The sequence below is a fragment of the Candidatus Methanoplasma cognatum genome (assembly GCA_009777615.1).
Classification (GTDB): domain Archaea; phylum Thermoplasmatota; class Thermoplasmata; order Methanomassiliicoccales; family Methanomethylophilaceae; genus Methanoplasma; species Methanoplasma cognatum.
This window is the reverse complement of the sequence record WRLM01000004.1, coordinates 93,844-115,749: the sequence shown is the minus strand read 5'-3', so window position 1 is coordinate 115,749 and position 21,906 is coordinate 93,844. Positions and strand designations below refer to the sequence as shown.

General features: G+C 54.8%; 17 protein-coding genes and 1 tRNA gene. 12 read left to right on the top strand and 6 right to left on the bottom strand.

Annotated features, from left to right (window positions below; genetic code table 11):
- Window positions 1–481 precede the first annotated feature (481 nt).
- From FWG96_05835 to FWG96_05815, 5 genes are all read left to right on the top strand, one after another.
- Window positions 482–1,261, top strand: coding sequence for a hypothetical protein (locus tag FWG96_05835; protein ID MCL2032770.1), 780 nt, complete (start codon window positions 482–484; stop codon window positions 1,259–1,261).
- A gap of 206 nt (window positions 1,262–1,467) precedes the next feature.
- The gene (locus FWG96_05830; GenBank protein ID MCL2032769.1) at window positions 1,468–1,779 is read left to right on the top strand and encodes a hypothetical protein; all 312 of its coding nucleotides are present in this window, start codon (window positions 1,468–1,470) and stop codon (window positions 1,777–1,779) included.
- Window positions 1,780–1,799: 20 nt separating this feature from the next.
- A complete protein-coding gene (locus tag FWG96_05825; GenBank protein ID MCL2032768.1) occupies window positions 1,800–2,312 on the top strand; it encodes a hypothetical protein in 513 nt (170 codons plus the stop codon).
- 213 nt (window positions 2,313–2,525) lie between these two features.
- Complete coding sequence (locus tag FWG96_05820) at window positions 2,526–2,948, top strand: hypothetical protein (protein ID MCL2032767.1); 423 nt, start codon at window positions 2,526–2,528, stop codon at window positions 2,946–2,948.
- 143 nt (window positions 2,949–3,091) lie between these two features.
- Window positions 3,092–3,241, top strand: a complete 150-nt coding sequence (locus FWG96_05815) for a hypothetical protein (GenBank protein ID MCL2032766.1) — start codon at window positions 3,092–3,094, stop codon at window positions 3,239–3,241.
- A 590-nt stretch (window positions 3,242–3,831) separates the two neighbouring features.
- Here the strand turns inward: FWG96_05815 and FWG96_05810 are convergent.
- Both FWG96_05810 and acnA read right to left on the bottom strand, forming a co-directional pair.
- Window positions 3,832–3,904, bottom strand: a tRNA-Pro gene (locus FWG96_05810).
- 40 nt (window positions 3,905–3,944) lie between these two features.
- Window positions 3,945–6,578, bottom strand: coding sequence for an aconitate hydratase AcnA (gene acnA, locus FWG96_05805; protein MCL2032765.1), 2,634 nt, complete (start codon window positions 6,576–6,578; stop codon window positions 3,945–3,947).
- 281 nt (window positions 6,579–6,859) lie between these two features.
- Here acnA and FWG96_05800 point away from each other — a divergent pair, with 281 nt between their 5' ends.
- The gene (locus tag FWG96_05800; protein MCL2032764.1) at window positions 6,860–8,290 is read left to right on the top strand and encodes a hypothetical protein; all 1,431 of its coding nucleotides are present in this window, start codon (window positions 6,860–6,862) and stop codon (window positions 8,288–8,290) included.
- Between the two features lie 111 nt (window positions 8,291–8,401).
- Here FWG96_05800 and FWG96_05795 read toward each other — a convergent pair whose 3' ends face one another.
- Window positions 8,402–8,782 carry a carboxymuconolactone decarboxylase family protein gene (locus FWG96_05795; GenBank protein MCL2032763.1) on the bottom strand — a complete coding sequence of 127 codons (381 nt, stop codon included), beginning with the start codon at window positions 8,780–8,782 and terminating at the stop codon, window positions 8,402–8,404.
- A gap of 79 nt (window positions 8,783–8,861) precedes the next feature.
- Between FWG96_05795 and FWG96_05790 the strand changes: the two genes are divergently transcribed.
- From FWG96_05790 to FWG96_05765, 6 genes are all read left to right on the top strand, one after another.
- Window positions 8,862–10,265, top strand: coding sequence for a hypothetical protein (locus FWG96_05790; GenBank protein ID MCL2032762.1), 1,404 nt, complete (start codon window positions 8,862–8,864; stop codon window positions 10,263–10,265).
- Window positions 10,266–10,334: 69 nt separating this feature from the next.
- Entirely contained in the window at window positions 10,335–11,027 is a 693-nt protein-coding gene (locus tag FWG96_05785; protein MCL2032761.1) for a helix-turn-helix domain-containing protein, read from the top strand.
- A complete protein-coding gene (locus FWG96_05780; GenBank protein ID MCL2032760.1) occupies window positions 11,028–12,083 on the top strand; it encodes a hydroxymethylglutaryl-CoA synthase in 1,056 nt (351 codons plus the stop codon).
- Between the two features lie 2 nt (window positions 12,084–12,085).
- The gene (locus FWG96_05775; GenBank protein ID MCL2032759.1) at window positions 12,086–13,255 is read left to right on the top strand and encodes a thiolase domain-containing protein; all 1,170 of its coding nucleotides are present in this window, start codon (window positions 12,086–12,088) and stop codon (window positions 13,253–13,255) included.
- On the top strand, window positions 13,255–13,659 hold the full coding sequence (locus tag FWG96_05770; GenBank protein ID MCL2032758.1) for a Zn-ribbon domain-containing OB-fold protein: 405 nt from the start codon (window positions 13,255–13,257) through the stop codon (window positions 13,657–13,659). Before FWG96_05775 ends, FWG96_05770 begins: the two co-directional genes overlap by 1 nt.
- 110 nt (window positions 13,660–13,769) lie before the next feature.
- Window positions 13,770–14,192 carry a pyridoxamine 5'-phosphate oxidase family protein gene (locus FWG96_05765; GenBank protein MCL2032757.1) on the top strand — a complete coding sequence of 141 codons (423 nt, stop codon included), beginning with the start codon at window positions 13,770–13,772 and terminating at the stop codon, window positions 14,190–14,192.
- Between the two features lie 153 nt (window positions 14,193–14,345).
- On the opposite strand, the gene FWG96_05760 is transcribed toward FWG96_05765, so the two are convergent.
- The 3 genes from FWG96_05760 to FWG96_05750 form a co-directional block, all read right to left on the bottom strand.
- A complete protein-coding gene (locus FWG96_05760; GenBank protein ID MCL2032756.1) occupies window positions 14,346–15,350 on the bottom strand; it encodes a PDDEXK nuclease domain-containing protein in 1,005 nt (334 codons plus the stop codon).
- 218 nt (window positions 15,351–15,568) lie between these two features.
- The gene (locus FWG96_05755; GenBank protein ID MCL2032755.1) at window positions 15,569–16,030 is read right to left on the bottom strand and encodes a hypothetical protein; all 462 of its coding nucleotides are present in this window, start codon (window positions 16,028–16,030) and stop codon (window positions 15,569–15,571) included.
- A 181-nt stretch (window positions 16,031–16,211) separates the two neighbouring features.
- Window positions 16,212–21,758: a right-handed parallel beta-helix repeat-containing protein gene (locus FWG96_05750; GenBank protein MCL2032754.1), complete on the bottom strand. Its 5,547-nt coding sequence runs from the start codon at window positions 21,756–21,758 to the stop codon at window positions 16,212–16,214.
- Window positions 21,759–21,906 lie beyond the last annotated feature (148 nt).

The following is a 21,906-nucleotide window of genomic DNA, read 5'->3' as shown; positions in this document are numbered from 1 at the left end:
GGTGGCAGACCGGCAATGGTCTGCCACTCGCTCGGCTAAAAACGAAACAACTTAGGAAACAGGAAACCGCTTGTCCGGATGTACTTGAGCGGGCGGGCCGGTATTCTAACCGGAGTCAATAGCTCCCGAAGTTACAATAACTGGCTATTTTGTAAACCATGACATCTGCTTTCAATGAACCTTGAATTATAATCGGAAGTGAAAATGAATAGAATCACAAGCATATATGAGCGGGCCGGCCGGAGTCATTCTCCTTCGGCTTCCAGATTACCTCTTTTCTAAACCTTAAACGGCTATCAATTTTGCCATAAGATTTTGATTGATTTTTCATCAGTTTTCACTCCACAGAGCAACTATCAGAGTCCATCTTCTTGTTCAAAAGGAAGATTCTGCAAGTACTCCCATGGTGGGGTACGTAGCAGAATCTTCCGCTTTTCATCAGGTGCCTTTGACTGCAAACCACAGGGTGGAAGGTACGGCCATGGCCGCCTTCCAACCTGTGGTTTGCCATTGTGGGGGTGATAATCTGAACTCTCTTGATTATGAGTTCTTTGAATACCGCCCTGAATTTGAACTGGAGGATTCAACATCCCATTATGCTCCATTTTACTATCTTGAGTGGAACGATCTAAAAGACGAGATAAACAACATGGGCGACAGAAGTCTTCTTTCCGATCCAAACTTCATTAAGACGATGCAATCATCTTTCATCGATAAAATGAAGGATGCCAAATACAGCATAATAAGGAATGAAGTGACGGGAGAATACATCTTCCCCATGACTCCTTTTAGAGGTAACAAAGCACACTCGCGGAAGAAACGTAAAAGGATGCAACCTATCATCGATGCCTTTGCGGAAAAAGAATTCTCAAGACCCGTTAAAGGTATGCGCCCATCTGAAGTACGCCAAGTGCATGCCCTGATGATAACCTCCTCATACACAAGAGATTACTCAAACGAAGAACATACCAAACAAGGCTTTCCCATCAAAAAATGGAATTCATACGATGCTTGGAAATCTATAACTCCCTTAGTAAATCAATTCAAGATGGAGCTCTCAAGGATCGTCGGAGAATACCACTTGGAACTAAATGAAGAAAACAATAAACAATCTTCATACGGCTCCTGTCTTGTCAAAGAAGGATGTGCAGACATGTACCCCGCCCCTCACCTGATAATCCTATTCGATAAACCTATGCTGGCGCATCGCTACAAGAAACAATGGCCCTCGGCGGTCAATCTTATGACCGAAGTCTTGTGAACTCGATCCAAGCCATTTGGGAACGTATCGCAGGCTCGCATTGTAAAATAAACGCAATAATCTCTGCCGGCGGATTCGCCTATGCTTTCAAGTATGTAATGAAGTCAATCAGCCTTGATATCTCAGACCTTGACAACATGACCCATGAGCAAGCTGTATGTTTGAACACACATCTCAATCAGTCGCTTCATAACCAACGTGATATGATGGGGAAGAAGTTCCTTGAGAAACTGGGTTATGTCGAGGAACTTACCCTACTTAATTATATTCGTAATGAGCTAAAACAAACAAGAAATAAGCTAAATAAATTAACAACAGAAATTAACAACAAAGGGGGATTCAACGCCTTCACTTTCTCTATCTACTCTGATTTGCAAATATACTTCACACTGTTGAGAGAAAGAAATAGACTCGAGAGAGAACTGTTCAGATTAAAAATAGAGTTTTCTCCATGGTTTTACGTAAGCGGTGGCTATGTGTCATTGGATGGTGCAGTGTCGGCGTCTAAGTTAAAATAATTTGAGTGCGATTCAATAATATGGAGCATGCAAAAATTCAAAAACATATGCATGACTTAACAATAAGTGCAATACATAGCATCAGAAAGAAGTCTATGGAATCTCGAACAAAAATGGATGACATACAAATAGAGGTCTTACTTGCAAAGAATATATCAATGATGTATTCAGAAATAGAAACAGACCTTGTAGAAATTTATTCTCAAATGGGACTGACCTTAAAGAGCATTGAAGAAAGAGAAATTGAATTGACAGATGTACATAAGACTGCTATTGATTCTATTTTTGCCGTTTGGCGTGATTTTCGCGAAAAATATTTCAGTAACCAAACTAGCGATCTAACGCATTACAACGATGTTGTTTACAGGGTACTTACTTCAGAAGAAAATGCCATAGAAAGCAGGTACAAAGATGTTATGGGGTCCATTGAGACCAGTAAATTCAACCTTAATGGGAGTACATACATTGAGAAAACTAAGATTAAACTCGATGCGAAGAAATATGTAAAAGAGCAACAACATACGAAAAAGTGAAGGATGTATTGATTACTCTGCCATTTAAGGATTACTAGTACAGGCAGATAACCAAACAATAATTAGTTCAAAAAATCTTAAAGGCATTGGCTGCCATTTCAAAATACTTCTTACAACTGACTTCATTTAAATACCCCATTTTTATTGGTCGTGTATCAGCAATTAGTTGATATTAAATATTTATAAGGCATTATCTCCATTGAGGTCATCAAGATGGGAGAAAGAGGCCCTAAACAACAATTCGTGGACGTTTCGTGTCCTAATATGAAATGTAAGAAGTACGATCTAGTGAACGAAGGTAATGTCGTCGGCAACGGGACGTATGAGACAAGCGCCGGTACCGTGAGGAAATTCATCTGTAGAGAGTGCGGACAGGTGTTCAACAGCCGCACAGGTACTGCGTACGAGGGTCTCCGCAGTTCTCAGGATAAGTTCGATCTTGTCGTCAAGTGTTTGAACGAAGGCATGGGTGTCCGAGCGACCGCACGGACCGCAGGATGCAGTGTGAACACGGTTAAGAAATGGACCTCCAGATCGGGACACCAGGCAAAGGCGGTAATGGAAAGATTCGAGCATGACCTCGCCCCGGATGGCGTTCAGTTCGATGTGATGATGGGCACCCTTAAAAAAAACTGAGTTTTGTCGGGGAACATTTCACTTCCGAGGGCCTGTGGATATGTACCTCGGTGGACCCTTTCTCCAAATATCTTCTCAATATGCATGCGGATGAACGCGGTGCAACTGCCGGATATTCATTTGTTACCGAAACTACATCCAAGATGTCTGAGAACCACAGACCGTATTTCATGACCGACGGATATCGTGTGCACAGCGAAGCGATAGAACGCATCTACGGGAAATGGTCCAAGGAACCATTCGAGGAAGGGGGAGGCCTCCCGTTTGGAAATATCGTCTTCCGGATGATCTGAACCACGGGCAGGTCGTAAAGACCAGACAGGGCAAGAAACTGGAATCTGTAGAATACATCAACATATCAGGTTCTGTCCCGTGGGAGTATCTGAACACGTCTGCGATAGAGCGAATGAATCTGACCATCAGGAGCAGAATGGCAAGACTGAAAAGAAGGTGCCAGACCTTCTCCAAGGATCTCAATATGTTGAACTTATCGGTTGATGTTTTTAGTGCGATGTACAATTTTTCTTCGCCGCTTCGAGCTTATTGAAGAATGTGACCCCGGCAATGAAATTAGGCATCACATATGAGGTTTGGAGCGTGCGCAAAATGATGTCTTTTTCTTATCGAAATAATATCAACTAATTAATGACACATGACAAAAGTAATAGTTGTGATAATAACATAAATATGAGCTGTTTTTAGCTTAAATATAACAATGTTTTTTCTGAATAGTCGCCTAACCAGCATACTAACACCAATGCGACATTGTTATTATGTTAAATTTTTATTGAAGTTCGAGTGAGACGCGCTTTGGTGAAATAAAGATGAAATGGCCTAAAATTTATTAGGTTCAGAAAAACTACGCCTGGGTAGAGCAGGATAGTGGGCCCGCCCGGATTTGAACCGGAGTCAATAGCTCCCGAAGCTACAAGGATACCAAGCTACCCCACGGGCCCCTTCAGCAGGATGATTTCCATCCTGCTATTAAATGTATCGTTACCCGGTCATGTTCCTAAGCACATACTGGAGTATCCCGCCGTTCGCGATGTATTCGACCTCGATAGGAACATCCGCTCTGCATATGGTGTCGAACTCCAGTTTCTTGCCGTCCCTGTATGCTGTTACTCTTACAGCTCCTTTAGGTTCGATCTCATCCAGATCGATATCGAACACTTCCGAGCCGTTCAGCTTCAATGTGCCAGCGTTCTGCCCTTCCAGATACTGCAGCGGGACTATCCCCATTCCCACAAGGTTCGACCTGTGTATCCTTTCGAACGATTCTGCGATCACTGCCTTTATCCCAAGGAGGTTCGGGCCCTTTGCCGCCCAGTCCCTAGAACTTCCGGTGCCGTATTCCTTTCCGGCAAGTATGATAAGAGGCGTCATGTCCTCATAATACGATCTGGATACTTCGAAGATCGTGTCGTCTCTGTTCTCCGGGAAATACTTGGACGAGCTTCCCTCCGTCCCAGGCGTCAGCTGGTTCTTCAGCCTGATGTTGGCAAACGTTCCCCTTACCATGACCTCATGGTTAGCCCTTCTCGAACCGTACGAGTTGAAATCCTTTTCCTTCACTCCCAAAGATATCAGATACCTTCCGGCGTCCGATCCGGAATCGAACGAACCGGCCGGAGAGATGTGGTCTGTGGTTATCGAATCCCCCAGCATTGCGAGACACCTCGCCCCCTTTATGCTCCTGATCTCCGGTTCTTCGAACAGTTCGTCGAAGAAGGGCGGGTTCCTGATGTAAGTGGAACTCTCATCCCAGTCAAATAAGGGAGAGTCCCTGCTTTCGACATCCTCCCATCTTGCGGACCCTTTGAATATGTCCCTGTACTGTGATGAGAAAGTTTCGCCGGTGACGTATTTTTCTGTAAGTGCCAGGATCTCCTCGTCGGCGGGCCAGATGTCCCTGAGGAATATGTCCTTGCCTTTAACGGATGCAAGAGGTTCGTTCTCCATATCAATATCCACACGTCCCGCGATCGCGAACGCCACCACCAACGGCGGGGACGCCAGGTAATTCGCTTTCACCAGCGGGTGTATCCTCCCTTCAAAGTTCCTGTTGCTTGAGGCTATCGCCGCTACAGCCAGATCACTGGATGTTATCTCCTTGGCGACCGCGTCCGGGAGCGGTCCGCTGTTCCCGATGCAGGTCATGCACCCGTATCCGCAGCATTGGAAACCCATGGCATCAAGATGCTCCTGCAGTCCGGAGTTCCTCAAGTATTCTGTGACGGCCTTTGAGCCGGGGGCAAGCGATGTTTTGACATATCTTTTCGGCCTAAGCCCGAGCTCGCTGGCTTTCTTTGCTACAAGTCCGGCGGCTATCATCACTGACGGATTTGCTGTGTTCGTGCAGGACGTGATCGACGCTATCGCCAGCGAACCGTCGCCCATCCTCTCTCCCGACGGTATCCTCTGTTCTTTGATATCAAACGCTTTCAGGACCTCGGCGAACTCCTTTTTCATATCCTGAAGAAGAATGCGGTCCTGCGGTCTTTTGTATCCCGCGAGACACGGCCTTACTGTGGACAGATCAAGTTCCAGCGTGTCTGTGTATTCCGGCTCCCCCTCGTACCAGAGGGTCTGTTCTTTCGCATACTTCTCCACGGCGTCTATGTGCTTCGGGTCCCTTCCCGTGAGCCTCAGATATTCGATGGTCTTGCTGTCTATGGGGCAGTATCCCATCGTCGCGCCGTACTCAGGGGCCATGTTGGCTATTGTGGATCTGTCCGCAAGGCACAGGTTCTGATATCCCGGTCCGAAGAACTCGACGAACTTCCCCACGACCTTCTTCTTCCTGAGCATTTGGACAACGGTGAGCACAAGATCCGTTGCGTTCACCCCTGGGGAAAGTCTACCGGTCAGCCTGAAGCCTATGACCTCCGGGATCTCCATATAGCTGGGCTGGCCGACCATCACGGCCTCCGCCTCTATCCCCCCTACGCCCCATCCCGCCACTCCCAGACCGTTGATCTGTGTCGTGTGGGAGTCGGTCCCGAAGCAAGAGTCGGGGTATGCCGTCAGCACGCCGTTCTCCTTTTTTACATGTATGAGCGGAGAAAGATACTCCAGGTTCACCTGATGGCATATTCCGTTCCCCGGCGGGACCGCCCTGAAGTTCCTGAACGCCTTCTGCGCCCATTTGAACAGGGCGTACCTCTCGCTGTTCCTTCTGAACTCGAGCTCCTCGTTCAGGTCCTGAGCGTCCCCTCTGCCTGCGAAATCTGTCTGTATCGAGTGATCTATAACCAGGTCCACAGGCACCAGGGGGTTGATCGATTCCGGGTCTTTCCCCATCATGGAAACCGCTTCCCTCATAGACGCCAGATCTGTCACCGCTGCGCCTCCGGTAAGGTCCTGGAGCAGCACCCTTGCCGGCATCCACGGTATGTCGCGGCCGGCGTTCCCTTTTGGATCCCATGACGCTATCGCTTTTACGTCGTCACCGGTGATCACCTCTCCGTCCTGATTCCTGAGCATCGACTCCGTTATCACTTTTATGGAATACGGCATCTTCCCGAGGTCCTTTATCACACCCTGCCTCTCCAGTTCCCTGAGGCTGTATATTGTGATGTTGCCCTCGTCCGTCATCAGTTCTTTGGTGCAGCCGCTTATATCCGACATTGTTCTCACGTGACTTTGCTAATAAAGAATAGATATATCAAATTTGACCGAAGGCGGCCCTGCCCGAATCCCTTCTCCGGCGGGGCGCGGGGCGTCCTCATCGTGGTACATTCCGGACCGGAGATACGACGATCGGCCAAAGAAGTAAAGCCAGGTCCGGCGGGCCGCATGTAATCATTATAATATGGAGATATGCGTATCCGATTATAGATATGACCTCCGCAGTATGGCGGGCCGTCACCTTTACTATATGCTGAGAGCGTGAACAAGGGGGAAGAGAAATGCAGACAAAAAGCAAAAGGATGATCTATGTCCTGCTGGTTCTGGCAGCGGCGCTGGTCCTGATCATAGCCGTCGTTTCTGTCAGAGGGGCGGACGGAGATGTCGTTTACAGAAAGAACTTCGGCGGATCCGGCACCGACATATATTATTCGGTGGCAGAGATACCTGGCGGTTTCGTCGCCGTAGGGTACTCGGAGAACAGCTCTTTCGGCAACGGCGACTGGTCCGGCGTGACCGGGAAGGGCGGCTATGACGCGATCATCGTGAAATATGATGACAACGGCGACATGGTGTGGGCGAAGAACTTCGGCGGATCCGGCCATGATTGTTTTAACTCGGTAACGCCAGTGCCCGGCGGTTTCGTCGCCGTAGGGTATTCGGGGAACGGTTCCTTCGGCAACGGCGACTGGTCCGGCGTGACCGGGAAGGGCGGCAATGACGCGATCATCGTGAAATATGATGACAACGGCGACGTGTTGTGGGCGAAGAACTTCGGCGGGTCGGACGTTGATCTCTTTCAGTCTGTAACGGCTGTGCCGGGCGGCGTTGTCGCCGCCGGAGATTCCGGTTCCATCGGTAACGGCGACTTATCCGGCTTGACCAAAAAGGGCGGCAATGACGCGATCATCGTGAAGTATGATGACAACGGAGACGTGTTGTGGGCGAAGAACTTCGGCGGGGCGGGCGGCGATTACTACCATTCGGTAATAGCGGTGTCCGGCGGTTTCATCGCTGCGGGGTATTCGGGGAACGGTTCCTTCGGTAACGGCGACTGGTCCGGCGTGACCGGGAAGGGCGGCAATGACGCGATCATCGTGAAATATGATGACAACGGCGACGTGTTGTGGGCGAAGAACTTCGGCGGGGCGGGCGGCGATTACTATTATTCGGTAACGGCGGCGCCCGGCGGTTTCGTTGCCGCGGGGTATTCTGAAGAGGATTCCTTCGGTAACGGCGACTGGTCCGGCGTGAACGGGAAGGGCGGCAATGACGCGATCATCGTGAAGTATGATAACAACGGCGACGTGTTGTGGGCGAAGAACTTCGGCGGGGCGGACGGCGATTATTTCAGATCGGTAACGGCGGCGCCCGGCGGTTTCACCGCCGCAGGGTATTCTGAAGAGGGTTCCTTCGGCAACGGCGACTGGTCCGGCGTGAACGGTAAGGGGGACAGTGATGCGATCGCCGTGAAGTATGACGGCGACGGAAATATCACGGGAAAGAGAAGCTTCGGAGGGTCAGGCAGCGATGCTTATCAATCGGTGACGGCGGTGTCCGGCGGTTTCGTCACAGCGGGAGAATCCGCTTCGGGTTCCTTCGGCAACGGCGACTGGTCCGGCGTGAACGGGAAGGGCAGCAATGACGCGTTCGTCACGAAACAGAAGGACATCGTATCCTCTCCCGCCGGCGAGCCTTCCCCGGCGGTATGATAGATGCCTTCGGCCTGACCGGTATGACTGTTCCTTCCGATACGGCCGGCAAAAATGCGGCAGGGAAATGTCAGGAGCGGAGGAGCAGCGTGCACGGCCCTTAGCCGTACTTCACAGATCTGTCCGGTCCCATTCCGCGAAAAGCTTCGCGATACCTTCCTTTGCGGAGGACCAGCATGGGACCCCGCCGGTAAGCACCGCTACCTGTATCGCTTCGATTATCTCCTCTTTGCTCGCCCCGTAGTTCTTGGCGACCTTTGCCTGAGGATAGATGCAGTCGTCGCACATCCTTATGGCGACACATGCAAGCGCGATCAGCCTTTTGGTCTTCCTGTCCAGCGCTTTATCTTCGGTCATGAACTTTTCCATCATGTGCAGGTTCTCCAGAAACCCGGGGTTAAGCTCTTTTATCCCCTTGAGAGTGTCCGGCGCGAACCCTCCCATGTCGCTGCACATCTCACAGTAATGCTTGTCGGGATCGTTGCATGGCATGATACAGGCATCTATTTGTATGTTATATAGAAATTGCTGCCCGCATCCTGTTTATATGCGATATGGCGATAGGCACTGCATGCAGGCGCTGATGCCGAACTGTCTTGAGAGCGAGCTGAACCAGCTGCAGCAAAGCATCCTCGCAGAAGGATTGCCTGTTCTCATCATCTTCGAAGGCAGCAGCGGAAGGGTCATAGGCAGGGTTAACAGCGAGCTCATAAGATGTCTTGAGCCCAGAGGCGTGCTGTACACTCATTTCGACCCTTCCGACGCCGGCGGCCCGGGATCGATAATGGACTTTCTCCAGCGTACACCGGGCAAAGGGCAGCTGGGCCTCTGCGACAGGTCCTGGTACTCCATGATGATAGAAAGGTGCAAAGAGGATGAATGTAAAGAGAATCTTGATAAGAAGCTCGACGCGTGCAACGATTTCGAAAGATACCTCGCTCTGAACGGGGTCCTGCTTATCAAGATCGTCCTCGGGGCGGATGAGTCCGCCGTGAACGAATACGGTCCGCAGTACGGTCCGAACACGCCGAAGAAATCGTTCCTTTCCCTGGACCACATCGACCCCGCAAAGTACAGGGAGATGATGTACGACAACAGGATCTGCGAGAGGACTGACACGGAATATGCCCCCTGGAACACGATAATGGTGAGGGACATCGGAGAAACGGTCCTTGAAACCACTGAGACCATCATCAGGAAGATCAGGGAAAGGCTGAGTTCGGAGCCTGCGGCGTATGCAGTGCCGGAGATCAAACGCATATATGCCAACCCGCGCAGAGATGTTAGAACCAAGAAGGACTGCAAGCCGTACGGCGAGATCATGAATGAACTGTCCGAGCAGCTCGGCGAACTGCAGATGGACCTTTCCCTCAGCGACCGTTCGATGGTCATTTGTTTCGAGGGGTGGGACGCCGCCGGAAAAGGTTCGTGCATAAAGCACCTCTGCCACGCTCTCAACCCGAGAGGTTACGAGGTGCTTCAGACCAAAGCCCCCACAGAAGAGGAATTGAAGCATACCTATCTGTGGAGATTCTGCAGAGGGATCCCCCAAAAAGGCCACATCACCGTCTTTGACAGGACATGGTACGGAAGGATGATGGTGGAGTCCGTCGAAGGCTTCTGCCGGAAGGAAGAGTACAGAAGGTCTCCTTTGGAGATCAATGCCTTTGAGAAGATGCTGGTCAACAACGGCGCCATACTGCTGAAGTTCTGGATGGACATCACGCCCGACGAACAGTTGGCGAGATTCAAGAAAAGAGCCAAAGACCCGCTGAAACAGTGGAAGCTCACCGACGAGGACTGGCGCAACCGCTCCAAGTGGAAGGAGTACGACGAGCACGTGGACGTCATGATAGAATCCACCAACACCGAATACGCCCCCTGGACGGTCGTCGACTCCAATAGCAAGAAATACGCAAGGGTCAAAGTCCTTAAGACGGTGGCCGAAACTTTGAAGAAAGAGCTAAGGTCATGATATCTGTATCCGTCGATTGACGTTTTACAGATTCGACATTATTAAATAATGCCAGTATATCTTCCACCAATGGTCGATGAGTTCAAGGAGAAAATCGCAGGGGAGATAACCCTGTCCTCCGAGCCGGGAAAGACCATCCGCAAGTGGAGGGAGGAATTCAAACTGTCCCAACACCAGCTTGCGGATGCTATGGGCATCTCGCATTCCGTGATAAGTGATTATGAGTCCGGACGCAGAAGATCGCCTGGGGTCAACGTCATCAAAAAGATGGTGGACGCCTTCATAAAACTGGACTCTGAGAACGGCTCTCCTGTGGCCTCGCGCTACTTACCCGAAATGAAGCTCGAATGCATCATTGCCATGGATGAATTCTTAGGGGGCATTGATGAGCAGAGGTTCATAGAGGCGATCGGCGGTAGGAACCTGAACACGGAGAAGATGCCTGCCAAGAGGGTCTACGGATACACCATCGTGGACTCTCTGAAGGCCATCCTCAGCCTGGGTTCGGAAGATTACCTGAAGATATACGGATGGAGCATCGAAAGAGCCCTGATCTTTACGAACGTGCACTTCGGACGCTCTCCCATGGTCGCCATAAGGGCACACCCCCTCACGCCGGCAATGGTCGTGTACCAGCAACCAGAAAAAACGGATCCGCTCGCGATAAAGCTGGCAAAGCTCGAGAGCATCCCGCTGGTCGTTACCAAGCTCAGCGTTGAAGAACTTGTGGAAAAAATGAACATACTTAAGGAAGGGAAATAAATGGATGTAGGAATTGTAAGCTACGGCGCGTACATCCCCCGTTACAGGATCAAACCCGAGGAGCTCGGAAGGATCTGGGGAGTGGACGGCAAAGGAATGGGGAAAGGACTGATGATCTACCAGAAGTCCGTTCCCGGTATAGACGAAGATGTGATAACGATATCGACCGAGGCCGCCAGATATATGATGGCGAGGGTCCCGGAGGTCAACCCGCACGATATCGGCGCATTGTACGTGGGGTCCGAATCCCACCCATATGCGGTCAAGCCGACCGCGACGATAGTCGCCGAGGCAATAGAAGCGACGCCGGCCCTGACGGCCGCCGACCTGGAGTTCGCATGCAAGGCGGGGACCGCCGGAATCCAGGCCTGCATGGGAATGGTGGCGTCCAACATGATAAAATACGGAGTTGCGATCGGCGCGGACACGGCCCAGGGAGCGCCGGGGGACGCTTTGGAGTTCTCCGCATCCGCCGGAGGGGCGGCCTTCCTGATAGGCAGCGAGAAGGTCATCGCCAAGATCAATAAGACGGTCAGTTTCACCACCGACACCCCCGACTTCTGGAGGAGGGAGGGGCAGCCGTACCCTCTCCACGGAGGAAGGTTCACCGGGGACCCGGCATACTTCAAGCACATAACGTCCGCAGCGAAGATGCTTCTCAAGGAGATGGGCACCACTCCTAAAGACTACAAATACGCCATATTCCACCAGCCCAACGGAAAGTTCCCCACAAGGGTAGCCGGAATGGTGGGATTCGAGCAGGAGCAGATAGAAGCCGGCCTGCTTACGCCCAACATCGGGAACACATACAGCGGAGCCGTCCCTCTGGGTCTCGCCGCCGTTCTGGACAAGGCCGAGCCCGGCGACAGGATATTCGTCACGTCATACGGCTCCGGAGCCGGAAGCGACGCCTTCGATATCACGGTCACCGATGAGATAAAGAATTACAAGAGACAGAACGCACCGACAGTCGCGAAAGTGATGGAGAACCCCGTCTACGTTGACTACGGATTATACACGAAGTTCAGAAAGATGATCGTGATGCCGGAGGGATGAACATGAGAGAAGTAGCGATAATAGGAGTGGGAGCGACGAAGTTCGGAGAACTTTGGGACAACTCGTTCAGGAGCATCGGCATAGAGGCCGGAATGAAAGCGATAGAGGACGCCAACCTCTCCGGCAGCGAGATAGACGGCCTTTTCATAGGGAATATGTCGGCCGGACGTTTCATCAACCAGAAGCACATCGACGCCCTGATCGCCGACTATTCGGGAATGGCGACACACAACATACCCGCAGTAAGGGTAGAAGCTGGAGGGGCGTCCGGCGGAGTGGCGTTCGGACAGGCGGTGATGGCAGTTGCCTCCGGAATACACAACACCGTGCTCGTAGGAGGCGCGGAGAAGATGACCGACCAGGATGACACTTCGATCAATACCGCCATGGACGCTACCGCAGATGCGGAGTGGGAGGCCGGAATGGGTCTTACCCTTGCGTCCCTGTATGCGATGATCGCAAGAAGGGTCATGCACGAGGGCACGGCGACCCGCGAAGAGATCGCCTCAGTCGCGGTGAACAGTCACTTCCACGGCGCACTCAACCCCGGAGCGCAGTTCAGAAAAGAGGTAGCTTTAGAGGTGGTAATGAAATCCGGCCCGGTCGCAGACCCCCTCGGCATGTTCGACTGCGCGCCCATCACCGACGGCGCAGCGGCGGTCGTCCTGTGCCCGCTGGAGGAAGCGAAGAAGCACACAGACAGTTATGTGAAGGTATCCGCGTTCGCGCAGGGCAGCGATACCCTGGCACTGTCCCAGAGGCCTGACATCACCACATTCGGAGCCACCGTCGCCGCCTCCAAGAGAGCATATGAGATGGCGGGCATAACCGCATCCGATATCTCCGTCGCAGAGATACACGACGACTTCAGCATTGCCGGCATACTTGCGCTGCAGGACCTCGGATTCTATAAGAAAGGAACGGCCGGTAAGGCGTTCCTCAACGGAGAGACACGGGTCGGCGGCGGAAAGGTCGCCATCAACACATCCGGCGGCCTTAAGGCAAGAGGTTACCCCATCGGGGCGGCCGGCGTCGCACAGATAGTGGAGATCGCCGAGCAGCTGAGAGGCAAAGCGGATAAGAGGCAGGTTGCGAACGCTAAATACGGGCTTGCGCAGAGTGTCGGCGGAACAGGTTCAGCCGTCACCGTGAGCATAATGGAGGCGGTCTGATGTCATCGGTAGCAAGAGCATGGAGAGAGTTCCCGGGTAAATACAACCTTGAGGGAACGAAATGCGGGAACTGCGGGACGGTGTTCTTCCCTAAGCGCGACTTCTGCCCGAAGTGCCGCAGGGAAGGGATCGGGAAGATGCAGAAGCACAAAGTGCAGAGGGAAGGAGAGATATTCTCATTCTCGGTCATCTACGAGGCCCCGGCGTGCAACAGCTTCCTTAAGCCGTATGCCGTCGCGATGGTCAGGACCAAGGACGGGGTGCTGATTTCCGGACAGCTCGTCGACGTGGAGCTGGAGAAGATCGCCATCGGCATGCCGGTGCGCGCGGTCCTCAGGAAACTGGACGAGGACGGGGCGGCAGGCGTCATAAACTACGGATTCAAGTTCGTACCCATCGTGTAAATCCTTTTCCCGCTTCGGCGGGCATCTTTTATTTTTTCTGAGAATATATGCGGCCAGAATACCACTTATAAATGTCTTAACCCATATGTGAATACGGGCAGGTGATAAGAATGCTTAAGGACGCAGAACAGACGATCGGCAACCTGATCGATAAACAGGGAGTATCATTCATAAGCTCGGTGGACGGAGACGGTTTTCCCAACACGAAGGCCATGCTGCCGCCGAGCAGGCGCGAGGGAATAAAGACATTCTATTACCACACGAACACTTCATCAATGCGGGTATCTCAGTACCGGAAGGATCCCAAAGCATGCATCTACTTCTGCGACAAAAGGTTCTTCAGAGGCGTGATGCTGAAAGGTACGATGGAGGTGCTGGAGGACGCTGCAAGCAAAGAGATGCTGTGGGGTGATAAGTACACAATGTATTATTCTCAAGGGGTCAGCGACCCGGACTACTGCGTTCTGAGGTTCACTGCGAACATGGGAAGGTACTACTCAAACTTCAGTTCGCAGGACTTTAAGATCGAGTGAGTTCCCCTTGTATAAGGCGGACATTTCCGCCGAAGGTATGAGCTTGCCGTAGCTTTCCGGGCTCGGACTGCTTCCTTGATCTATCTGCGGGGAACTCTTACTACTCATGGTTTCGTCGGAGGTTCATAAGGCCTGCGGCCTGCATTCTTTATCCTAATTCTCTTCCTCGTCGCTTTCTTCTAACTCTGCGAACTCTTTCAGTTCTCGTAGCTTGCTTTCAAGCAAAGCCTTATCGGGAAGGCACAACTGGTATGCGGCCACGAGCGCAGGGGACATGCTGCGGCTCATGGAATATTCCACAACGGCGTCATCCTTTCCCGTGCAAAGTATGAGTCCCACGCTTGGATTTTCGTCCGGCCTTTTCACATCACGGTCGAGAGCTTCAAGGTAGAACTCAAGCTGCCCCATATGTTCCGGCTTGAAATGGCCGGCCTTCAGCTCGACGGCAACAAGGCATGACAATTCGCGGTTATAGAACAACAGATCAATGCTGAAGTCTGTGCTGCCTACTTGTATGCGGTATTCCTCGCCGACGAATGTGAAGGTTTTACCAAATTCGAGGATGAAGTCACGCATGTTGGCTATGATCGCCCTGCGAAGTTCTTTTTCTTTGTGACGCTCGGGGATGTCCAGAAACTCAAGCACATAGCTATCGCGCAATAAGGCATGCTGGGTGTTCTGAAAGAGGGCGGGTTGGTCTCTCTCTGCGGAGATCATTGTCCGTTCATACAGACTGCTGCTGATCTGCCGCTCCAGCTCGCGTTTGGAGTAGTTGTTCTTTGCCGAGAGTAACAGGTAAAATTCCCGCTCCTCGTCAGTTCTCGCCGCCATCATTATCAGGATGTTGTTGGTCCAGCTGATTTCTCTCACCAGTGGCGAGAGTTTTTCATTCCCTTTATACAACTCATAGAACTGTTTCATGCGCCATATATTCTGGGGAGAAAAGCCTTTTATTCCCATAAAATGCGATTGGATTGATTGTGAAAGGCTCTGCACTATAGACTTTCCCCAATTACCGGCGGCAACCTTTTCACTGACATACTGCCCGATATCCAAATACATTGAGATGAGTTCACGGTTCACGGAGCGAAAAACGTTCTCGCGAGTACGTTCGATGATGGATAAGATCTCTTTGAAATCGGAATGGTCTTTTGCCATTGTTTCTTTGTTCGGTTCTCTTTGCATGTTCTCCCTCCCCTCTGCCTGGCGGCTTTGGTCCGCCTTTTCTGAAAAAGGTGCTGGACCTGTCCCCATTCTGAGAGTAGTTTTTGATGCTCCTTTTTGCTTAAAAGGTTGACTAGGGGGTCTCCGAATCGACCGAAAGTGACCATGAAAAAACTGACCATGTAGTGCAGGCACCGCCGGTCGCAACGGGATCAAGGTTTCAAAAGGTCTGACATAGCCACATGCTCCAAAGCGGCATCTTCGCATGATATTCCGTCAAACAGATCCGCGCCGAGGTTCTTCACCTTTTCCGGGGACGCTTCCATGATGACGTCACATCTTTCCGCACCTATCAGGCCGAGCTTCGGATCATCTGTGCCGAACAGCACGGCGACCATTTCATACCTGCCTTCTTTAGGCCTCATCTTTTCCATCGCGCGGCCTATCTGCCTCTCGCCCGCTGCGTATAAGATCGTTTCTGTCAGCAGCGTTTTCGACCTGTTCGTGCCATTCCTGAACGCTCTTTCCGCATGCGTCGCGGCCGAAATGATGTGGTCCCTGCCGCAGACCATGTCAGGATCCAAAAGTACTACGTCCCCTCCCATCTCCGTGAAGTGCCGGACTATCTCGTCGAATCCTATATCGCACTTGATACCGATGACTTGAACGTTCATTGTTTCGTAATATCGTCGTATTCTTTAATCCTAACTGCGGGCGGATCCTGCAGACGGGGGTGAGAGTGAGCATAGGAGGTGCGGAAAAGAAGGGGGCGCCGGGGACAGGCCCCGGCGCATAAATGTTTGGGAAACGGTTTGACAGGGGCCGGGGCCCCTCATGGTTTTTGACTGTGTTCCGTCAGCTGCGCCCGGCCTCCGAGCCCTTCCTCCTGTACAGCACAAATATGATCGTCAGCAGTATCAGCGCGGCGATCACAACAGCGATGACTATCCATATCAGGTAGCCGTCGTCGGGGCCGCCGGTGAAGTAGAGCTGGATGTCCCCTGCCAGCATGCTGCTGTCGAGGGTAATCTCCTGTGTGTAGTAGAAAGCGCCGCCGATAACCCATTCCTCGAACTCGTAGCCGTCGTCGGCGACCGCCCTCAGGGTCACCTGGGAGCCCTCCGGGAAGGTTGTCCCTGTTGTGTACCTCTGGAACGCGCCGCCGTTCACGCTGTACTCGGCGTGGCCGCCGTCGCCCGTGCCTATCCTGATGGGCACGTTGCCGGCCACCCTGCTCTTCACGTCTATGGAGTGATTCGTGCCCACGTTACGGAAGGTGTACTGCCCCAGGTCTATGTCGGCCTGCGAGAGCGCCATGCCGTCCACGGTCACTGAAGACACGACATAGCCGGCGTTCGCCGAGAAAGCGAACGTCTGGCTCGTCCCGCCGGTCACAGCCACCTTTCCGACAGGGGATAGACTCGAGGACGAGTCCGACGTCGCGGTCACGTAGTACGTCCTTGAAGTGGGGGACGTGGCAGGTATGAACACCACGGCGGTCAGCTGATCGCCATTCACCTCTATCCGGAAGTTGTATCCTCCGACGGCGAGCGTCGTGTTAGCAGGCGTCCCCGTCATAGTCCCGGCGCTCCCGTCGATGAGGACGAGGGTATCGCCGGGGACAAGGCCGGCAGGCAGCCCGACCGGGTCGATGTCGACGACCGCGTTGCCTATGTCCGTGTTGCCGCCAACTGTCAAGTAGACAGGGGGGGCGCCGGGGGTGTCAACAAACAACAGCGACGACAGCGGGCCAAGGGAGAGATCACCCGTGATCACACTGCCTGGGACGGACACCACGAAGTTGCCGGTGCCGTTCAGCACGACATTGCCGGACACCGTGCTGTCGTTCATGAAGTCGGCCGCGTCTGCCGCGACTATGCCGTTGGCCCCTCCGGTTATGCCCCCGTGGTTCTCGATTAGGCCCCCGCCGGCGAGCTGGACGCCGTCGCCTGCCGTGCCGGTGATGGAGCCGTTGTTGATCACATCTGTCAAGCTGCCCGCGGTGTTGGCAAGTATCCCGTTGTTCCCGCCCACGATGACCGAGGTCGGGGCGTAGTTGTTGACCACGCCTCCGCTGACGCCCATGAAGGCTATGCCGTCGTCGCCGCCTGTGATGGAACCTGCGTTGGAGTTGTCCACCCTTGCATAAAAGGAGTACGAGACGAACACTATACCCGACGAGTCGCCTATGATCGTGCCGTAGTTGTTTACGAATGGTATGTCCCCATCGGCGACCTCAATGCCGTTGCTCGGGCTGCCCTTGATGGTGCCGTAGTTGGTTATCTCGTAGTCGCCGTAGTCTAGCCAGCCGGCCATGATGCCGCTGGGGCCCTCGATGTAGCCTCCCGTGTTGTTTCTCACCGAGCCAGCGCCGCCGATGCGGATGCCGTACTCGCCGCCGGGGGCGCAGTAGACAGTGCCGTAGTTGTACACCGTGCCCTCAGCCATCTCTATCCCGTTGTTGATGCCGTTGATGACACCGCCGGCGCCGTTCTCGACGAGGACGTCGCTCCCGGCGGCGATGAACACGCCGCTCCCGGAAGTGCCGTCTATCAGACCGTAGTTGACGAAGGTGTCGCCTGCCGTCCCGTCGAACCCGACGAAGTCCTCTATGCGTACCCCCGTGTAGCCTGAGATCACCCCGCTAGCGGCGTTGTATATATCGGCGGAGGCCTCGGCGTAGATTCCGGTGCTGAGACCTGCGATCCCGCCCTCGTTGTGAACAGCGCCGCTGACGTTGAGGTACACTCCATGGCCGCCGCCCAAGCCCGTAATCGAGCCGTCATTGGTTATCAGGATGTCTGTTCCATCGTCTATCTGCACGCCGTCAGACCATATCCCCTCGATCAGGCCGGAGTTGTCAAAGGTGTCCGCCCCGCCGTCGAAGTCGCCGATATACACTCCGACGCGGCCCGTGATGGTTGCGCCGGCGGCGTTGTCTATCGTCGCCGACCCCGCTACGTACAAGCCGTAGTGGTCGAACCCCGCGCCGCCCTCGACATAGCCCGCGTTGTCCACAGAGCCGTTGCCGATGGAGATGCCGATCTCACCGCCTTTTATGTAGCCTCCTGCGTTGTTGCTGACCTCAGCAGAGGAGCCGGTGACGCCGTTGTTGACGACACCGACGATCGAGCCGTTGTTGACGACCGCCCCGCTCTGAATGGCGACCCCGTGGGTGCCTCCTGTGACCACGCCGTTATTGGTTATCAGGACATCTGTCCCGCTCACGACTTGCACGCCCATTCCCGACGTGCCCTCGATACGACCGTTGTTGGCGAACGTGTCGTTACCCGGCCCGCCGACGAAGTTCCCGATGTACACCCCGCCGTGGCCCATTATGGTATGGCCGGCTGGGTTGTTTATCGTGGCAGAGCCGGTAACGTACACTCCGTACTGGCCAGCCGCCGTGCCGCCCTCGATATAGCCATTGTTGCCCACTGTGCCGCTGGCGAGGTAGATACCGTTGGTGCCTCCTGTGACCACGCCGTTATTGGTTATCAGGACATCTGTCCCAGCATCAATCTGAACACCGTTCCCCGACGTGCCCTCGATCAGGCCGCTGTTGGCGAACGTGTCGTTCCCCGGCCCGCCGACGAAGTTCCCGATGTAAACCCCGCCATGGCCCGTTATCATGTGGCCGGCTGGGTTGTTTATCGTGGCAGAGCCGGTAACGTACACTCCGTACTGGCCAGCCGCCGTGCCGCCCTCGATATAGCCATTGTTGCCCACTATGCCGCTGGCGAGGTAGATACCGTGGTTACCGCCTTTGATCTCGCCGCCGCTGTTGTTGGTAATGAGGACGTCGGACCCGGCGTCGATGTGCACCCCGTCGCCTGTCGTGCCCTCTATCAGGCCATTGTTGGCGAACGTGTCGTTCCCCGGCCCGCCGACGAAGTTCCCGATGCGCACCCCGCCGTGACCGGTTATGGTCGCGTTGGCGGCATTGTCAATGGTCGCGGAGCCTGTGACGTACACTCCGTACTGGCTCGCCGCGGAACCGCCCTGGATGCGGCCCTCGTTGTCGACCGCCCCGCTCGGCATCTCTATGCCGTGCAACGCGCCGATGATCGTGCCAATGTCAGGGAGGCGGTTGATGTTGGTGACCAGCATGCCTGCCCCTCCTTCGACCTTGACGCCTACCCCTACCACTGGGTCGGTGCCCTCGATCAGGCCGCCGGTGTTGGTGATAGTGTCCGAGGCGTTCCCCACTCTGATGAACACCCCATAGGCGCCTGTGATCACGCCTGTGCCCGCGCCCGACACGGTGTTGCTGACAGTGGTTGAGGCGTAAGCGTACACGCCATAGCTGTCGGTCGCGTCGGTCGCCGCGATGTATCCGTGGTTCTCGACCTCACCGCTGACGATGAGGAAGATGCCGGCTTCGCCGGCCGTGATGGTGCCATAGTTCTCGAGGAGTACGTCCGTCCCGCTCTGGACGTACACCCCGGTGCCTCCCGTTGCGCCCTGTATAAGGCCATAGTTGGAGAAGACGTCCCCCGCCGACCCGTCGAATCCCGCTAACCAGACCCCGTTGGCCCCGGTCACCGCCCCCATGTTGACCACCGAGGCGCGGCCATCGATGAGGATTCCAGTGTCGCCGCCTTGGATTGTGCCTGTGACGCCGTTGGTGACGGCGACCGCGGCAGCAATGTCCCCCCATACGCCAAAGTATGAAGACAGTACGGCGGATATGTGGGCGGTGTTGAGGAGCGCGGAGCCATTGAGCAGTAAGACGGCATCCCCGTTCTGCTCTACGACCCTGCCCATGTCGTAGCCGGCCTCCTCGGGCTGGGAGTAGATAGACAGGCTGCTCCCCGGCGTGACCGTGAAGCCGCCCTCAAAGATCGTATAGTCGCCCCAGGTGTTCATCACCGCGTCGTTCGCCAGGACTAGGTGCACGTCGCCGTTGATAGTGATGGTGCCCGAGTAGGTGAAGATGCCGTCGGCGTAGTACCATCCTGCTGCCAGCGCCGTGGCGCCATGGGCGCCCGGCGTCAGCACGGAGGGCGCTGAGGGCGAAACCTGCATGTCGCCGTTCACGTCGACGTAGGGCACGAGCGAAGACAGGGTCGCCGTGAGCGCGCCTGTATCATCTGGTGACACCAAGGGCACGGTCATGGTCGCGTCGTATATCTTGCTGCCAACCGCCAGGCTCATGTTCGTGATCCCCACCGGGAGCCACAGGTATATCTTGCCCGCCGAGTCCGTCACGATGTCTTTGAAGATATAGTATGATGCCGCGCCGGTCAGGTCCGTGATGATTACATCCCTGCCCCCCAGAGCGGGGTCCACTGTGACTGTGAATAAGTAGAGGTCGTCCAGAGCGTAGTTCGTCGGCCTGACGTCAACAGGGTCGCCGCCTGGCCCCGCGGTGGCGAGGACGCTGCCGCCTATGATCCTGACCGTTGCGCCCGCGCCGCCGTTGCCGCCGCCGATGCCATCGCTGCCGGGGCCGCCGCCGGTGGCCGTGACCGTGCCGCCGGTGATGGCGACCGAGCCGCTGGGGCCGCCGCTGGTGTTCCTCCCGCCGCCGATGCCCGCGCCGCCGGAGCCGCTGGAACCGCCGCCGTTGGCCGTGACCGTGCCGCCGTTGATGATAATGGTGCCGCCGGAGCCGCCGGAGCCGCCGTTGTTCTGCCCGCCGCCGATGCCTGCGCCGCCTGCGCCGCCGCCGTTGCCGCCGCCGGTGGCCGTGACCGCGCCGCCGTTGATTATGGTGGTGGTGCCGTTGCCGCCGGAGCCGCCGCCGATGCCCGCGCCGCCGTTGCCGCCGCCGCCGTTGCCGCCGCCGTTGGCCGTGATGATGCCGCCGTTGATGGTTATCGCGCCGCCGTTGCCGCCCTGCCCGCCGCCGATGCCCGCGCCGCCGCTGCCGCTGCCGCCGCCGGTGGCCGTGACGACACCACCGTTGATGGTTATCGCGCCGCCGTTGCCGCCGCCGGAGCCGCCGATGCCCGCGCCGCCGTCGCTACCGCCGTTGGCTGTGAGCATACCCGTCCCTGCCGACTGGGCGTATATCGTCAGGCTATCAGCCCCTGTGACGAGGATGCCCGCGCCGGCAGGGGACATCACGGTCATGTCGCAACCGTCCTCAAGTATCAGGTGGACATCGCTGCCGCTTATTGTCAATGTGTCATAGCTGACCATGCCGCTCGCGAGATACCACCCGTCGCTCAGCACAGTCGCACCGCCGCCCTCCAGCACGATGGCCGTCGGGCAAATCTGCATTACTCCATTCTCATCCATATAAGGGACGTCGTCCCCGGAGGCGGCGACCGCCGTCGGCGCCATAAGCGCCGCGACGGCGACCGCTAGCATCGCCACCGCGAGCGCCGCTGTCAGCAACAGCTTACTTGATGAGCATTTTCCCCTCCCTATAACTTTCTTTTTGTCTGTTCGCATGAATAACACATTCCTCCCGGCCCCGGAGGCCGGCCTGCTTTTTATTACGTACTTATATAGAGAAGATAAAACAGTTTCGACGGAATCCGCCGTGCCGGCACGGCGTGCCTGTCTTGACATCAGGAGGGAGGACGGCGCCCTATATACA

What these genes read in the sequence shown, in the direction of transcription:
- FWG96_05835 (MCL2032770.1), top strand. Translation starts at nt 482, where the DNA reads ATGGCCGCCTTCCAACCTGTGGTTTGCCATTGTGGGGGTGATAATCTG.
- FWG96_05830 (MCL2032769.1), top strand. Translation starts at nt 1,468, where the DNA reads ATGGGGAAGAAGTTCCTTGAGAAACTGGGTTATGTCGAGGAACTTACC.
- FWG96_05825 (MCL2032768.1), top strand. Translation starts at nt 1,800, where the DNA reads ATGGAGCATGCAAAAATTCAAAAACATATGCATGACTTAACAATAAGT.
- FWG96_05820 (MCL2032767.1), top strand. Translation starts at nt 2,526, where the DNA reads ATGGGAGAAAGAGGCCCTAAACAACAATTCGTGGACGTTTCGTGTCCT.
- FWG96_05815 (MCL2032766.1), top strand. Translation starts at nt 3,092, where the DNA reads ATGTCTGAGAACCACAGACCGTATTTCATGACCGACGGATATCGTGTG.
- acnA (MCL2032765.1), bottom strand. Translation starts at nt 6,578, where the DNA reads ATGTCGGATATAAGCGGCTGCACCAAAGAACTGATGACGGACGAGGGC.
- FWG96_05800 (MCL2032764.1), top strand. Translation starts at nt 6,860, where the DNA reads ATGCAGACAAAAAGCAAAAGGATGATCTATGTCCTGCTGGTTCTGGCA.
- FWG96_05795 (MCL2032763.1), bottom strand. Translation starts at nt 8,782, where the DNA reads ATGCCATGCAACGATCCCGACAAGCATTACTGTGAGATGTGCAGCGAC.
- FWG96_05790 (MCL2032762.1), top strand. Translation starts at nt 8,862, where the DNA reads ATGCAGGCGCTGATGCCGAACTGTCTTGAGAGCGAGCTGAACCAGCTG.
- FWG96_05785 (MCL2032761.1), top strand. Translation starts at nt 10,335, where the DNA reads ATGGTCGATGAGTTCAAGGAGAAAATCGCAGGGGAGATAACCCTGTCC.
- FWG96_05780 (MCL2032760.1), top strand. Translation starts at nt 11,028, where the DNA reads ATGGATGTAGGAATTGTAAGCTACGGCGCGTACATCCCCCGTTACAGG.
- FWG96_05775 (MCL2032759.1), top strand. Translation starts at nt 12,086, where the DNA reads ATGAGAGAAGTAGCGATAATAGGAGTGGGAGCGACGAAGTTCGGAGAA.
- FWG96_05770 (MCL2032758.1), top strand. Translation starts at nt 13,255, where the DNA reads ATGTCATCGGTAGCAAGAGCATGGAGAGAGTTCCCGGGTAAATACAAC.
- FWG96_05765 (MCL2032757.1), top strand. Translation starts at nt 13,770, where the DNA reads ATGCTTAAGGACGCAGAACAGACGATCGGCAACCTGATCGATAAACAG.
- FWG96_05760 (MCL2032756.1), bottom strand. Translation starts at nt 15,350, where the DNA reads ATGGCAAAAGACCATTCCGATTTCAAAGAGATCTTATCCATCATCGAA.
- FWG96_05755 (MCL2032755.1), bottom strand. Translation starts at nt 16,030, where the DNA reads ATGAACGTTCAAGTCATCGGTATCAAGTGCGATATAGGATTCGACGAG.
- FWG96_05750 (MCL2032754.1), bottom strand. Translation starts at nt 21,758, where the DNA reads ATGCGAACAGACAAAAAGAAAGTTATAGGGAGGGGAAAATGCTCATCA.